General features: G+C 56.3%; 15 protein-coding genes. 9 read left to right on the plus strand and 6 right to left on the minus strand.

The window, feature by feature from the left end; all coding sequences use genetic code 11:
• Position 1: 1 nt before the first annotated feature.
• Positions 2 to 565 carry a nucleotidyltransferase family protein gene (locus tag E4P01_RS27955; protein WP_216091825.1) on the minus strand — a complete coding sequence of 188 codons (564 nt, stop codon included), beginning with the start codon at positions 563 to 565 and terminating at the stop codon, positions 2 to 4.
• A gap of 430 nt (positions 566 to 995) precedes the next feature.
• Here E4P01_RS27955 and E4P01_RS27960 point away from each other — a divergent pair, with 430 nt between their 5' ends.
• Positions 996 to 1,226 carry a DUF6124 family protein gene (locus E4P01_RS27960; RefSeq protein WP_216091826.1) on the plus strand — a complete coding sequence of 77 codons (231 nt, stop codon included), beginning with the start codon at positions 996 to 998 and terminating at the stop codon, positions 1,224 to 1,226.
• A gap of 310 nt (positions 1,227 to 1,536) precedes the next feature.
• On the opposite strand, the gene E4P01_RS27965 is transcribed toward E4P01_RS27960, so the two are convergent.
• The 4 genes from E4P01_RS27965 to E4P01_RS27980 all read right to left on the minus strand — a co-directional run bounded on the left by E4P01_RS27965 (position 1,537) and on the right by E4P01_RS27980 (position 6,738).
• Positions 1,537 to 2,910 (minus strand): transposase, encoded by a 1,374-nt coding sequence (locus E4P01_RS27965; protein ID WP_216092181.1) that lies wholly within the window; start codon positions 2,908 to 2,910, stop codon positions 1,537 to 1,539.
• An 854-nt stretch (positions 2,911 to 3,764) separates the two neighbouring features.
• Positions 3,765 to 4,925 (minus strand): hypothetical protein, encoded by a 1,161-nt coding sequence (locus tag E4P01_RS27970; RefSeq protein ID WP_216091827.1) that lies wholly within the window; start codon positions 4,923 to 4,925, stop codon positions 3,765 to 3,767.
• Positions 4,926 to 4,973: 48 nt separating this feature from the next.
• A complete protein-coding gene (locus E4P01_RS27975) occupies positions 4,974 to 5,966 on the minus strand; it encodes a DUF4917 family protein (protein WP_216091828.1) in 993 nt (330 codons plus the stop codon).
• Between the two features lie 256 nt (positions 5,967 to 6,222).
• Positions 6,223 to 6,738 (minus strand): GNAT family N-acetyltransferase, encoded by a 516-nt coding sequence (locus E4P01_RS27980; RefSeq protein WP_216091829.1) that lies wholly within the window; start codon positions 6,736 to 6,738, stop codon positions 6,223 to 6,225.
• 119 nt (positions 6,739 to 6,857) lie between these two features.
• On the opposite strand from E4P01_RS27980, the gene E4P01_RS27985 reads away from it, so the two are divergent.
• Positions 6,858 to 7,352: a GNAT family N-acetyltransferase gene (locus tag E4P01_RS27985; RefSeq protein ID WP_216091830.1), complete on the plus strand. Its 495-nt coding sequence runs from the start codon at positions 6,858 to 6,860 to the stop codon at positions 7,350 to 7,352.
• Between the two features lie 5 nt (positions 7,353 to 7,357).
• Here the strand turns inward: E4P01_RS27985 and E4P01_RS27990 are convergent, their stop codons facing one another.
• A complete protein-coding gene (locus E4P01_RS27990; RefSeq protein ID WP_003192651.1) occupies positions 7,358 to 7,591 on the minus strand; it encodes a hypothetical protein in 234 nt (77 codons plus the stop codon).
• A 161-nt stretch (positions 7,592 to 7,752) separates the two neighbouring features.
• Between E4P01_RS27990 and E4P01_RS27995 the strand changes: the two genes are divergently transcribed.
• The 7 genes from E4P01_RS27995 (at position 7,753) to E4P01_RS28025 (ending at position 12,414) form a co-directional block, all read left to right on the plus strand.
• The gene (locus tag E4P01_RS27995) at positions 7,753 to 8,298 is read left to right on the plus strand and encodes a GNAT family N-acetyltransferase (protein WP_216091831.1); all 546 of its coding nucleotides are present in this window, start codon (positions 7,753 to 7,755) and stop codon (positions 8,296 to 8,298) included.
• Between the two features lie 112 nt (positions 8,299 to 8,410).
• Complete coding sequence (locus E4P01_RS28000) at positions 8,411 to 9,178, plus strand: hypothetical protein (RefSeq protein WP_216091832.1); 768 nt, start codon at positions 8,411 to 8,413, stop codon at positions 9,176 to 9,178.
• A 201-nt stretch (positions 9,179 to 9,379) separates the two neighbouring features.
• A complete protein-coding gene (locus E4P01_RS28005; protein WP_103733754.1) occupies positions 9,380 to 10,006 on the plus strand; it encodes a LysE family translocator in 627 nt (208 codons plus the stop codon).
• 28 nt (positions 10,007 to 10,034) lie between these two features.
• Complete coding sequence (locus tag E4P01_RS28010; protein WP_216091833.1) at positions 10,035 to 10,391, plus strand: hypothetical protein; 357 nt, start codon at positions 10,035 to 10,037, stop codon at positions 10,389 to 10,391.
• Between the two features lie 87 nt (positions 10,392 to 10,478).
• Positions 10,479 to 10,859: a cupin domain-containing protein gene (locus E4P01_RS28015; RefSeq protein ID WP_216091834.1), complete on the plus strand. Its 381-nt coding sequence runs from the start codon at positions 10,479 to 10,481 to the stop codon at positions 10,857 to 10,859.
• Positions 10,860 to 10,948: 89 nt separating this feature from the next.
• Entirely contained in the window at positions 10,949 to 11,455 is a 507-nt protein-coding gene (locus E4P01_RS28020; RefSeq protein ID WP_216091835.1) for a sigma-70 family RNA polymerase sigma factor, read from the plus strand.
• Positions 11,452 to 12,414, plus strand: coding sequence for a FecR domain-containing protein (locus E4P01_RS28025; protein WP_216091836.1), 963 nt, complete (start codon positions 11,452 to 11,454; stop codon positions 12,412 to 12,414). Before E4P01_RS28020 ends, E4P01_RS28025 begins: the two co-directional genes overlap by 4 nt.
• Positions 12,415 to 12,440 lie beyond the last annotated feature (26 nt).

Here is a 12,440-nt window from a genome sequence, read left to right on the forward strand (position 1 = left end):
CTCAGCCCGGCTCGACAATCTTGAGCCACGGCCAACGCGCCTGATAACTCCTGGCCTTGTGCAAAAACAGCTCGGGCTCTGCGTGCAAAGGGTTGATCCGCAACACCCCCTGCTCCACATCCTCCAAGCCATAAGGCGCATACACCTCGCCGGAGGCAATCTCCAGCGCAATGCACGTGCCCGCCACCAGGTACCGATCAACGCCCTGCCTGGCCGAATGCAACTGTGGATAGGGCCGGCCAAACCGCTGCCCATACCAAAGGTGCACCCGCGCCTGATTCCTGACCTCCACATTCACCCCCAGGTCTTGGAATAGCACCTGCGCCGCACGAATTACCGCGTCTTCCGCCTCGTAGGACAGGTCCTCGTCAAAGTAAAAAACGTCATAGTCCTTCACGCCCTGAGCCGCCGGCAGATTCGCCTGATGGTTCCACACCGCCTGGAACAAACAGCCCGCCGTGAGCATGCACTGCTGCACACCCAGATCCGGCAGGCGCGCGGTGATTTGCGCATTGATAGGGTTGGCCATGGCCAATTCGAGCAAGGTGTCGACAGTCAATGTCATGTTCAGTCCTCCATCGTCAGCGCCAACCATAACACCGGAATATGGCACTTCTGTAGGAGCGAGCTTGCTCGCGAAAAACCCAAACGATAACGCAGCGCCTGAAGGCAAAATCCGATTTCCACACCGCGCCTTGCTCCATTGCCTACGCGTGCGTCAGAATCCGCCGGCTTGTGCGCTGGGGTGGCCGTCTCTAAGGTGGCTCGGTCGCTGAATTGTTCAGTGATTCGGGTTTAGTAGCCCACCTTTAGACCTAACAAGTGCACACGCTTCATCCATCAGACGTTCCCGTCTGTGCTTGATGGTGGCTGTGCGTAGGGCGTCCTCGGACGCGCCGGTTTTGTTAGGTTCCACCGGTCTACTAACCTGCGTACAGCTACCGCCCCTATTGTTTAGTAGCGATGGGAAAGTGGCCCAAGCAAGGAACTTAACCATGGTTAACGATTCAATCACCCTCTTCACCGTCGCCCCCAACGCCAGCAACGAAACCCTCATCACCAACAGCTACGAAACCTTCACCAGCGTCAGCACCCTGCTGCTCGACCTGTCCGAAGACCTCAACGGCAAACACCGCGACATCGCTCTCGCCATCCACCAACTGAGCGAACTGGGCGTACTCCTTACCGCCAGACTCCTGGACCGCGAAGCACCCTGCCCTGGCTGATGATTAGCTCTTCAGCTCATTAGACCGATGACTCGTCGCGTCGTTGTAAGCCATGTACAACGACTCGGCGAGTTGGCGCTTGATGGCATTGGGGGATTCAGCCTCGGCACAAAGCCCTCTGCGATGACGAGAGCGGCGACTGCTATCGGCCGATTCTGTTGAAAAAGTCGGATTTTCAAATGGCCTGAACTCAGGCACGACCACCACCGGAGAGCCTACTCACCACATTGAGTGGTTTTTCGGCCCTTCGGTGACCTTTGCTGCTCTGTTATTGGGTTAATTTTAGGTTTTTTACTTGGTGCAGGCGCACCTATCCCGTGACTGGTGGCCCTTGAGATGAAAATTTGGCCAGACGTCGCAGGTTCTGCACCGCGGCGGCCAACGTGAACTCATCGGACGCGCCACTCATGCCACGTAGTCGCAAGCGATCCAGTTTCAGGATGCGCTTGAGGTGGGCGAACAACATTTCGACCTTTTTACGTTCGTGGCGAGAGCGCTGATACGCCGGCGTCGCTGCGATGCGTCGAGCCACATCACGAGCGGCTTCATGGACGCTGCGGACGATCTTGCGAAACGCAGTGTTGGGGCAACACTTGGCCTTCATCGGACAGGCTACGCAGTCGGCCTGTCGAGATCGGAAGATGATGGTGTTGGCTTTGGTGACGTGCGAACGCTCGTTTTTGAAGGCTCGCCATTCGCTGCGTAATGCATTGCCGGCCGGGCAGCGGTATTCCTCAGCCTCTTCATTCCAGTGGAAATCGTTGCTCGAAAAACTGTCGTTCTTACGCTCGGTTTTGTCCCACACCGGCACATGCGGCTCGATGTCTTTTTCCTCCACCATCCAGGCCAGCATCGGCGCGGTACCGTAAGCGGTGTCGCCAATAAGGCGCTCTGGCTTGATGTCGAACTGCGCTTCGACCCGATCGATCATTGTCTTGGTGCTCTCGACTTCTGCGGTTCGATGAGCCGGTGTGGGTTCCACATCCATGATCACGCCGTGCTCGGTATCGATCAGATAATTCGTGGAGTAGGCGTAGAAAGCTGGGCCGCCTGGAGCTGCGGTCCAGCGGGCTTGAGGATCAGTCAGCGATAGGCGCTTCGGTAGCGTTTCGGCCAGAGCCTCTTCATCGAGTGCCTCGAGATACTCACGCACGGCGCGGGTGCTCAGGGCCAGATCGCTCCAGTTGACCTGTTCATCACCCGGTACACCGCGCTGCCGGCTGGCATCCGCTTTGATGATGCTGGCGTCTACGGCAAAGCCTTCACCTTTGACCAAGCCTGCGTCCATGCAACGACGCAGCACTTCATTGAACAGCCAGCGAAAGAGATCGCTGTCCCGAAAACGGCCGTGTCTATTTTTGGAAAAGGTCGAGTGAGTGGGGACTTCATCTTCAAGGCTTAACCGGCAGAACCACCGATACGCCAGGTTCAAATGGGCCTCTTCGCACAACCGCCGCTCGGAGCGAATGCCGTAGCAATAGCCCACGATCAGCATGCGGATCATCAGTTCGGGATCAATCGACGGACGCCCAATCGGGCTATAGAAATCGGCGAGGTAATGGCGCAGGTCGCTCAGATCGAGACACCGATCAATGCTACGCAGAAGGTGATTGGCTGGAATGTGATCTTCAAGGTTGAACGAGTAAAACAGCCGATCCTGCCCACTCGATAACTGTCCCATCATGCTGTGTGCTTCCCTGCTGGCCAATGCAGATATTTTGCCGCAGGCCAGATAGGGGAGCTACTTTTTCAACAGAATCGGTCGAAAGCTGCCGGTCATGTGTTACTGCTTTCGCCCCATACGACTCTCGGCAGTGATTACGAAAGCCGACGCGACTCACTCATTTGGTCCGGCGGTACGAAAAAGGGGACAGATTTATTTTCCTAGAAATAAATCCGTCCCCTTTTTTTTCCGTAACAGGCACCACAGAGAGGTCGTTTAAAATTTGCTACAGGGCGGGAAAGACAGTTGTCAGATTACGTATGGTCAGCGCATGTGTGGACCCCTGGTATCAAATGCCAAATACGTACGTATGCCCTAGTCGGACGCGAAAAAATTAACAGTTTAGAGAGACGAGTAGCCGGCGCCGGTACAAAACTGGTACGGGGCAAATCGTTGTCGGCTACAGGCTAGATAGAGAAAGGGGGGTAATCAGTAGTCAGTCCAATCCAGCACCGATAAAGCCGTTGGTATTGCTCCTGCCTGGCAGCAATCGCCCCAAAGCGGATCTTTGCCACGATCCGCTTTTCGGCCAGACGGTATCCACGCATCGGTGATGTAATATTTAGACAACAATGTGCTCAGGGTAGATTTGAAGGTTTTCGAATTGCTCTGAATTATCGTGCAGACGTAGCCGCATCTCTCGACTGATATAGCCAGGACTTGCTCTCTCGAGAGTCGCTTTGGGCCGAGTCAACCATGGCACTCTCTGCAGAGCCCGAGATATTTTTCTCTTCATCCATCAGCTCGGATTTAATGATGAGAAGCCCTAGCCCTCCACCCTTATTAATTAGGGCGCAAGGGGGATTACCATACCTTCAGAACAGCGCAAGTCTGGAAGGATTGAAGAACGGCAACGGACCAATAATCGAGCCGTCTCGAAGCATACTCACGCCACTGTAGACCCCGTCGACAGAATTCACCTCTGGCATGGAGTCTTCGAGTAAGCGATCAGCACCTCTGCACACCTGCACCAAATGTTTGAACACCGATAGTTCAAGACCTACGAACGTCCCGCTGTGAGCCCCCAGTCTGAATAGGTCAGACCGATGATGAACGATCCGATCGTCAACAAGCTCGATTAACTGATGATCTGGTCGCCCTCCATGATAGCCACCTACGAATAGCTTAGATCCCAACTTTCCTAGGCTGAACTCCCAGATTGTTGCCGTAATCCGAATCTGCGACTCCATGGATAATTGATTTCTGAGGGCGTGAGACATATGTGGCTGATCGAGCTTTAAAAGGACATCAGCATAATGGCTAGCGGCAATTTGCTTTGAAAGCAGCACCTCAGTTTGCTGGGAAATGGGCTCTTGACCTTCGGTGATCGGATCCTCTGCGTAGAGCTTGCTGTCAACTCGGGCACGATACTCGGTGGCAAAGCGGGTCGCTACGATATGCCCCTTAACACTCACCGGCGTACCTGTTTTGTCTAGTACTCTGATTCTGGTGAACTGTTGCCGCCAGCTGTCAAATTCTTTGTTTTTGAAGTTGATCGGCGTGTAGCGACCTTTCGCCTCTGCGACTGCGACTGAACCCGAACCGGCGCTACATAGATAATCTGGAGTGTCTCCCGGTTGAGAGCGTTCTACGGCGAACCCATGAAATGACGGGCTATGGGTTCCAATCAGGCTGCCCATGTGCGCGAAGTATTTGATACCAAGATGCTCATGCATGAACCATCTACAAAACGCTTGCCCGAGTTGGGTAGACGTGCTGCGTCTCGCGCTGGTTGAGATCGTTAAACCTCCACCCTGGAAGCGGAAATCCGTATCCGGCATTAGGAATCTAAGATACTCGAACTGTGCGGGATCAGGTGACGGTGGCTCGATACCATAATTGTCCATGTAATAATGGTGATACAGGCCAGCCAAGTCCACGTCGAGATCATTGACTGTCTGCCCGATGTGCGTCCCTCGCAGTGTTTCGGGAATTGGATTGTACTTGCTTAATGCCAACAACAGCGACTTCTTCATGCAACTCTCTCGATTCGTCTTGATCTTTTTACCTAGAGCGCCTTTCCGTTACACGCCAACAGGCCAACCGGCACTCGTGCTGTCGAAGAATGCAACATCGATCTCTCCAAGGTTGTCCCTTAGAGTCCGATAGGCGTGATCACATGTCCTTTGGCTCCGTCCATAAACCGAACATCCAACCCGTGTCACTTTTGCCAAGGTCAGTCGCTGAAGCAGATGAGCTTCCTGCTCACCAAGGCCCCACCCGAAAATCGTAAGGGGGCCAGAGAGCGAAGGGATGACTTCCCGATACACGGTGGACAGGTAATAACTGTTGCGGATTGCTGCGAGTTTTTGTGTCGCAGTACCCTCGCTCACAAAGAGAGGAATGCTCCGTCCCGTAGCCCAGGTGTTCAGGATGGCTGAGAGCAAGCCCGCGCCCTGATCATGAATTTTGGACTCATTATCCACAACGTCGCGCGTTAAGGCCAAGCTACCGTGAGGATAAAAAACCAAAGTGTTTGTTCTTTCCCTGTACGGCTCCCTGAACCGAGTCCAGTCGTCATCAAATCTAGAATTCAAGAAACAGTCTTTGAGTAGATGCTGGTCGTCGACGCTCATTCCATAGGTCATCGCCCAGTACACAAGAAGATCGTAGTTCAACGACAACACCGTTTGAAACCGCTTCAAAAAGCGATACATGCTGGGCAACCGGGCAGCCACATCACCATGTTCTGGGTGGACAGCGCGTACCGTTTCGATTAACGCTCTCCGGATATCTTGATAGACCTGCCGAGTTCGGTAATCGGGTATGGTAAGAGCACCATTAACCTTGGTAGCATGCCAGACCAATCTCAACACCAACTCGAAATCGACCGTCTCAAACGACTTGAAGAGCTCTTCTACTTCCTGAGTGAAGTGACCGAGGATTCGCGCCTGTTCTAAAAGGCTCCCGTAGCCGAACCCTCTATCGACAGCCATGCTCGCACCGTTTCCGACGATGAGGCTGCCTCCGTCGAAATCATCCGCGATGTCATCCCAACTATGAATTACGTAAACCATTTTTCCTTCCTTGGAGCTAGGCGCCACCGACTGGTCGTACGAGGCTTTGAATGGAAGACAGCTTCATGCCATAACGCTTGAGCCGCTGCAATAGCATCTGGCCATCCACATCTCGACAGTCCTATTTCCTGTCGCATAAGAAAATACCCGCAGGAGACTAGGGCAATGTCGCTGCCATGTCGCTGGAAGAGGCCGCTTTTGGCCGATTTCTGCCGTTCGTGAAGGACAGCAATCGGCCAACCTGATACCCAGAGAGCTAAACCACCGGTATCCGGTACACAACCGAATCATATTTCTCCGCCATCCGCCTCTCAATGACAACTCCCCCCAAAGCTTCGGCGATACGTCGACTCGCACGATTCTGCGTCGCAACAGGATAGATGAAGCTCTCTGCCATTACCCACTGGCTAGCCCACTGAACAACCGCCCGCACCGCTTCACCACCAAACCCCAACCCATGTTTATCTTCACGAATCCAGACACCCAACTCCGGTGTTTCACTGCCGGTATGGTGCAGCCCGACCAAGCCGGCAAAACGAGCATTCACCCGCTCCCTGACCGTAAACACAATATCGCTGCCATCCGCTATCGCAGGCAGCCACTGCCCCCAGACTTGCGCGTACTCTTCTAGCGAGACAGGCGGTTCCCAGGACATGTAGCGAGTCAGAGACGCAGTGATACAAGGGAAGGACTCAACAGCGTCCTGCTCGCAGAAGGGCTCGATGCTAAGGCGTTGCGAGAGAATGCGGATTGGGTGGGTGTCCATTGGCATCGCAATTTCCTTCCTGAGGTCCGTTACTCCATGTATGCCGTGAACATACCATGCAGGTCGCTTCATCAGTATCAGGCTCTCTATACTGAGCCCCCAGGATGGTAGTTGGAGCACACAATATGCCCGTCGCACCCAATCAAAATTCCCCCATCATTTTGGTCCCCGCTCAACATAGCGACTTGGATAATCTGGTAGCCATTCGAATCGAGGCCATGCGCGAAAGTCTGGAGCGTGTTGGGCGATTTGACCCAGTGCGTGCGCGGGAGCGGTTTCTTGGCGGCTTTGAAGCTCGCGACACACGCTATATTGAGGCAGCTGGAGAGAGGGTGGGTTTCGTCGTGGTCAAACATCACCCCAATGAACTCTTGCTCGACCACTTGTATGTCAGGCCGGGCGCGCAAGGGTCAGGGGTAGGGTCTGCTGTTCTCTCTCAGATTTTCAAAGAGGCGGATGCGGCTGCGCTTCCTATTAAAGTGGGGGCTCTCAAAGAAAGCGCTTCGAATCGCTTTTATACCCGCCATGGCTTCCAGTTCATCGAAAGCAGTGAATTCGACAATTATTATGTTCGTCAGCCTATTCCGGCGATTGGCGCTCATTCCGGAACCATGGGCTGACTGCACTAGCCCTTCAGTTCACCAGCCCGATTGCTCGCCGCATCGTCATACGCCACATACAACGACTCTGCAATTTGGCTTTTGATCGCCTTGGTGGCCTCCAGCCCCAGCACAAAACCCTCGGCTTTACCGCCAGCACGGTTAAGTTCTTCATGGGTCGAGGCGCCAGTAATAGCGTCAAGCAGCTTGGCGGCGTGAGGGCCGACGCCTTTGGGGAGGGAGATCTGGTCGATGGACATTATCGCTACCTTGAAAAATGGAGTTCGGGAGCGAGTGAAACCACTGCCGGGGCTGGCATGGTAGACCTGTTTGCAGTGAAAGGGGTCGCTTTACGCGCAGCGGCGCTATTCTTTGCGGCTACGCAGTGAGGTGGGGGCCATTGGTAAATCTGGAGGGGCTTATGGATTATTGCGTTGAGGGCTACTGCCTTCGGCCATTGTGCCGCGACGATTTCGAGAGGATCAGCCGTTACGAAAGCGTCAACCGCAGGCATCTGCAACCCTGGGAGCCGCTCAGGGATGAGGAATACTTCACCACTGGCAACGCCAAGGCCAGGGTCGAGCAGCAGGTAAACAATATGCAGGCTGGCAACGCTCTGTGTTTCCTCTTGCTTGAACCCGAGAGCGGAGAGGTTCTAGCGCGGTGTAACTACACGAACATTGTGAGGGGCGTTTTTCAGGCCTGTCATCTCGGCTTTTCGTTGGCGGAATCTGCCCAGGGCCGTGGCCTGATGAAAAGAACACTTCAGGTCACCAACCGTCATTGCTTTGAGCAGTTGGGGCTTCATCGGATCATGGCCAATCATCTGCCCCGCAATGTGCGAAGTGAACGCCTTCTGGAGTCGCTGGGGTTTGAGAAGGAAGGACATGCGCGAGCCTATCTGAAGATTGCTGGTGTTTGGGAGGACCATACGTTGAGATCGTTGATCAACACTTATAATAAATGAGCCCCCTACAACCCATTTCCACGATTCACGACCGTGGTTGCTCCAGCCGCTCATCCTACGAATGGAATCGACAGAATGCCAAGCAACCGGCAGATAACACCCAAGGAAAGCCATGACCTCTGAAATTGAAAAATACCTGCACATCAACGCCCAAATCGAGCAGACCTATAAACAAACGATCCGCAACAGTCGCAAGCAAAATCAAGCTGGCTGGGATTACCGATTTGGCGTTCTTTACTTCTGGCTCGCAGTGGTAGGTCCCTCAATCCTTGCGATTGTGCTGGCCGGGCTAGGGAAAGCCTTTCAAGCGTACTGGTGGTTCAGCGTGAGCTGGGGGCTGATTGCGTTCTCTTACCTGGCGATGTTTCTTTACCCTTTGCTAGGGGTGCTGCTGTACCGCCATTCATTAATGAAAATGTTCACCGCCCCATTCGCCAATCTTTTGGAGTGGAACGTAAAAACGGTCATGCAAGTGGAAGCACGGCATTTGCCAGAGCTCGTAGCACTGTCCAGAGAAACCCTGAAGCTTGGGGCACTGGAACTGAAAAGCGAACGCGACAGTTTCGAAAAGCGCACCTATATGGTCACTGGGGCTTTGGAAAAAGTCGGTATTTTACCCGGAGCCCTCGCTTTGGTTATCGGCCTCTCAAGCTTTGCCAAAACCCTGGACAGCGCCGGGATCACCGCCCACATGGATTGGATATTTGCCGTAGCAGCGGTCAATATTTTTTTCTTCCTGATGTGTTGTTACGTGCAAATGATGCTCGTGCGCTACGATCGAATGATCGCGCTCACCGAACTGGCCGTGGACTGTAAGGCGAACCCAACATCCCCTCAGGAACGCCCCCAGTTCGTTCATCTGCATGATTCAATAAAATAGATAGACACGCTGTGTTTGAAAGACTCATGGCGCCCCCACCCAATAGTCGGCGGCCTCCAGGCAGTCACGGGACCAAGCTCCCTCGCCGCAGGTGCTGGGTCGCGCCACAGTCGCATCGTCATGGCGCACGCCTGGGGCGCCGTTGCATTCGTCCTTCAGATAAGGATTACTGTAGGCCACGCCTACACCGAGACAGCCCCCATGTTCGAACTCGCCTCGCTCATCACCTATGTCGCCGTGGTGATCGGCCTATTCCTGATTCCCGGCCCTTCCGTGCTGCTGGTGATCACTCGTACCGTGCAAGGTGGCCGCAAGGTCGGCGTTGCCACCGGGCTGGGTGTGGCATGCGGTGATCTGGTGCATACGCTGTGCGCCGCACTGGGTCTGTCGGCGATTCTGATGACCTCAGCGACTGCGTTCAACGCCGTGAAGTGGGCCGGTGCCGCTTACCTGATCTACCTGGGCGTGCGCGCGTTCATGGCCAAGTCAGGCACCTCCGGGCGGCTTGAGCTGCCTGCGGTCTCGCCGCGACAGGCGTTTTTCCAGGCGGTGGGTGCCGAGGTGCTGAACCCGAAGACGGCGATATTCTTCCTGGCGTTCCTGCCGCAATTCGTCCACCCGGAATCGGGCTCGTCGCTGGTGCAGTTCGCGGTACTGGGCTTGATCTTCTCGGGGCTCAGCGCGGTCTACACCAGCCTGCTGGCCATCGCAATTCGCCCCTTGAGCCGAGGCATCAAGGGGCTTTCCCGGCTGCGCCGCTGGGAAGGGAAAATCATCGGCACGTTGTTTATGGGCCTTGGGTTGAAAGTAGCCTTCCAGCAGCGCTAAAAACCCGCCGTACCCTGAGGAGCCACTGATGCCTTCATCCAAGCGCGACAACGCACGCATTGAGCGCCGCCTGGTCGCCAGCCTGACTGAGGCCTGCGAGACCGCCAAGGGCGAAATCATCGGTTTCGCCTGGCTGACCCACACCGTCGATTACACGGCCTTCCCCCAAAGCCTGCGTGTAACCTGGGTATTCGACACCCGCGCCAACAAGGACCGGGCTCTCGCAACCGGCGCCGATCAACGCATGCGTGAGCTGGCTGCGGCTGCGTTGCACGAAGCCGATATTCCGCCCGTGCCTATCAATCGCTGTGTACATTTTGACTGTGAAGAAGACTGCCAACGCCAGCACGGTGGCGACTGGCGCGTACGGTTGGCACGGCACTGACGTTTTAGGTGAACCCCTTGCAGGATCGTACAAGCCCGCTGATCGTTCGCCCGGATACTCTGGCTCCTCCCAAAAAGAGGATCCAGCATGACTCAATTACAGCACCCCGCCCAGCCTGTAAACCTCGCGCACAAAGCCTCGCTCATCGACCAGCAATGGAGCCCAAGAGTGGTTGCCGAAATGAACGACTACCAGTTCAAGGTGGTGCGCATCGAGGGCGAGTTCATCTGGCATTCGCACCCCGAAACCGATGAAGCGTTCCTGGTGCTCGAAGGCACGCTGCGTATCGACCTCCCGGACGGCCCGGTGTATGTGAAGCCGGGTGAGTTGTATGTTGTGCCGCGTGGCATTGAGCACAGGACCGCCGCCGAAGGAGAAGCCAGGCTGATGATGATCGAGCCAAGGGGTATCTTGAACACCGGACACGAAGGCGGAGAGCGGACGGCAGTCAACGATCAGTGGATTTGAGCGCAGGCGTACGCTGCTTAGCGCTGTACAACCCTTAACCAAAACCCATAAGATGAGAAGAGTTATCATTTAAGCCAAGCGAATCTCACATGTTCAACGACAGCACCGCCTCGCCGGTCGAGCAGTTGTATACCCGCCACCGCACCTGGTTGCGGGGCTGGTTGCATCGACGTCTGGGGCACCGTGCCGATGCCGAGGACCTGGCCCACGACACCTTCGTGCGCGTGTTGTGTTCGCGCCAGGAGGTGGACGAGCTGCGCCAGCCCATGGCGTTTCTGGCCAAGATTGCCAATGATTTGCTGATCAATCGCTGGCGGCGTCAGGCGATTGAACGCGCTTACCTGGAGGCACTGGCCGCTCGGCCCGAAGCGTTGGAGCCCTCGCCGGAGGAGCGACTGCTGACCATCGAGACCCTGCTGCAACTCGACTCATTGCTGGTGGGGCTGTCGATGCCGGTGCGGCGGATTTTCTTCTTGTCCCAGCTCGACGGCTTGACCTACCCGCAAATCGCCGCGCAGCTGAACCTCAGCGTGGCTCAGGTGCAGAGGGCCATGGGCAAGGCGTTCAGCGTGTGTTACGCGAGTCGTTTTGAATGAGCCTGCCGGTTGATCCGCAGGTCCGCGACAGCGCCATCAACTGGCTAGTCAAAAGCCAATCCGGGCTGATGAACGCTGCCGATTGTTTGGCTTTGCAGCAATGGCGCCAAGCCAATACCGAACATGAATACGCCTGGCAGCGCGTCAGCAGTTTGCCGTTGTCGTTGCAACCGGGAGCGAAGCTGTTGGCGGATGCCACCACGCGACGGGCGCTGGAAGCTGCCGGCAATGATCCACAACAGCGCCGCCAGGTGCTCAAGGCACTGCTCTCCGTCGGCCTGCTCGGCGGGCTGTCGTGGCAGGGTGCGCAGTCCACCGTGGTGCGTTCGGCGTTGGCCACTTATAGCACTGGCACCGGCGAGCGGCGCGAATGGCGGTTGGCCGACGGCGGTTCGTTGTGGCTGAACACCGCCAGCGCGGTCAACCTGGACTTCAACGCCGCACAGCGCAGCGTGCAGTTGGTCGAAGGCGAGATGGCCCTGGACGCGCCCGTCGAATCGCGGGCGCTGCAACTGCTGACACCCGACGCGACGCTGCATAGCCCGGGCGCTCATCTGCTGGTGCGCCACGACCGCCGGGGTACCCAGGTGACGGTCCTGCGCGGTTTGGTGCAGGTGCACGCGCGAGGCCACCAACTGCCCCTGCGGCTGGACGCGGGCTGGCGTACCCAGGTCAATAGCCAGGGTATCGCCGCGCCGGCTCCTGTCGATGGGTTCCTCGCCCAGGCCTGGCTGCGGGGTTTGCTGCCCGCCGAACGCATGCGCCTGGACACGCTGCTGGCCGAACTCTCGCGCTATCGCCCAGGGATTCTGCGCTGTGGCGAAGCCGTTGCAGGCTTGCGCGTCACCGGCAGTTTCCAGCTCGACGACACCGACGCCGCCCTGGCCCTGCTGGCCAAGGCGCTGCCGGTGCGCATTGAGCGGCGCACGCGTTATTGGGTGACCGTGGTGCCGGCCTGAAAATATTTTCGTAATACAGCGCAGTT

This window comes from Pseudomonas sp. NCIMB 10586 (assembly GCF_023127895.1).
Taxonomy (GTDB): Bacteria; Pseudomonadota; Gammaproteobacteria; order Pseudomonadales; family Pseudomonadaceae; genus Aquipseudomonas; species Aquipseudomonas synxantha_A.

Excerpts from the sequence above, each read along its gene's own strand:
- E4P01_RS27955 (WP_216091825.1), bottom strand. The coding sequence starts at position 565 with ATGACATTGACTGTCGACACCTTGCTCGAATTGGCCATGGCCAACCCT.
- E4P01_RS27960 (WP_216091826.1), top strand. The coding sequence starts at position 996 with ATGGTTAACGATTCAATCACCCTCTTCACCGTCGCCCCCAACGCCAGC.
- E4P01_RS27965 (WP_216092181.1), bottom strand. The coding sequence starts at position 2,910 with ATGATGGGACAGTTATCGAGTGGGCAGGATCGGCTGTTTTACTCGTTC.
- E4P01_RS27970 (WP_216091827.1), bottom strand. The coding sequence starts at position 4,925 with ATGAAGAAGTCGCTGTTGTTGGCATTAAGCAAGTACAATCCAATTCCC.
- E4P01_RS27975 (WP_216091828.1), bottom strand. The coding sequence starts at position 5,966 with ATGGTTTACGTAATTCATAGTTGGGATGACATCGCGGATGATTTCGAC.
- E4P01_RS27980 (WP_216091829.1), bottom strand. The coding sequence starts at position 6,738 with ATGCCAATGGACACCCACCCAATCCGCATTCTCTCGCAACGCCTTAGC.
- E4P01_RS27985 (WP_216091830.1), top strand. The coding sequence starts at position 6,858 with ATGCCCGTCGCACCCAATCAAAATTCCCCCATCATTTTGGTCCCCGCT.
- E4P01_RS27990 (WP_003192651.1), bottom strand. The coding sequence starts at position 7,591 with ATGTCCATCGACCAGATCTCCCTCCCCAAAGGCGTCGGCCCTCACGCC.
- E4P01_RS27995 (WP_216091831.1), top strand. The coding sequence starts at position 7,753 with ATGGATTATTGCGTTGAGGGCTACTGCCTTCGGCCATTGTGCCGCGAC.
- E4P01_RS28000 (WP_216091832.1), top strand. The coding sequence starts at position 8,411 with ATGACCTCTGAAATTGAAAAATACCTGCACATCAACGCCCAAATCGAG.
- E4P01_RS28005 (WP_103733754.1), top strand. The coding sequence starts at position 9,380 with ATGTTCGAACTCGCCTCGCTCATCACCTATGTCGCCGTGGTGATCGGC.
- E4P01_RS28010 (WP_216091833.1), top strand. The coding sequence starts at position 10,035 with ATGCCTTCATCCAAGCGCGACAACGCACGCATTGAGCGCCGCCTGGTC.
- E4P01_RS28015 (WP_216091834.1), top strand. The coding sequence starts at position 10,479 with ATGACTCAATTACAGCACCCCGCCCAGCCTGTAAACCTCGCGCACAAA.
- E4P01_RS28020 (WP_216091835.1), top strand. The coding sequence starts at position 10,949 with ATGTTCAACGACAGCACCGCCTCGCCGGTCGAGCAGTTGTATACCCGC.
- E4P01_RS28025 (WP_216091836.1), top strand. The coding sequence starts at position 11,452 with ATGAGCCTGCCGGTTGATCCGCAGGTCCGCGACAGCGCCATCAACTGG.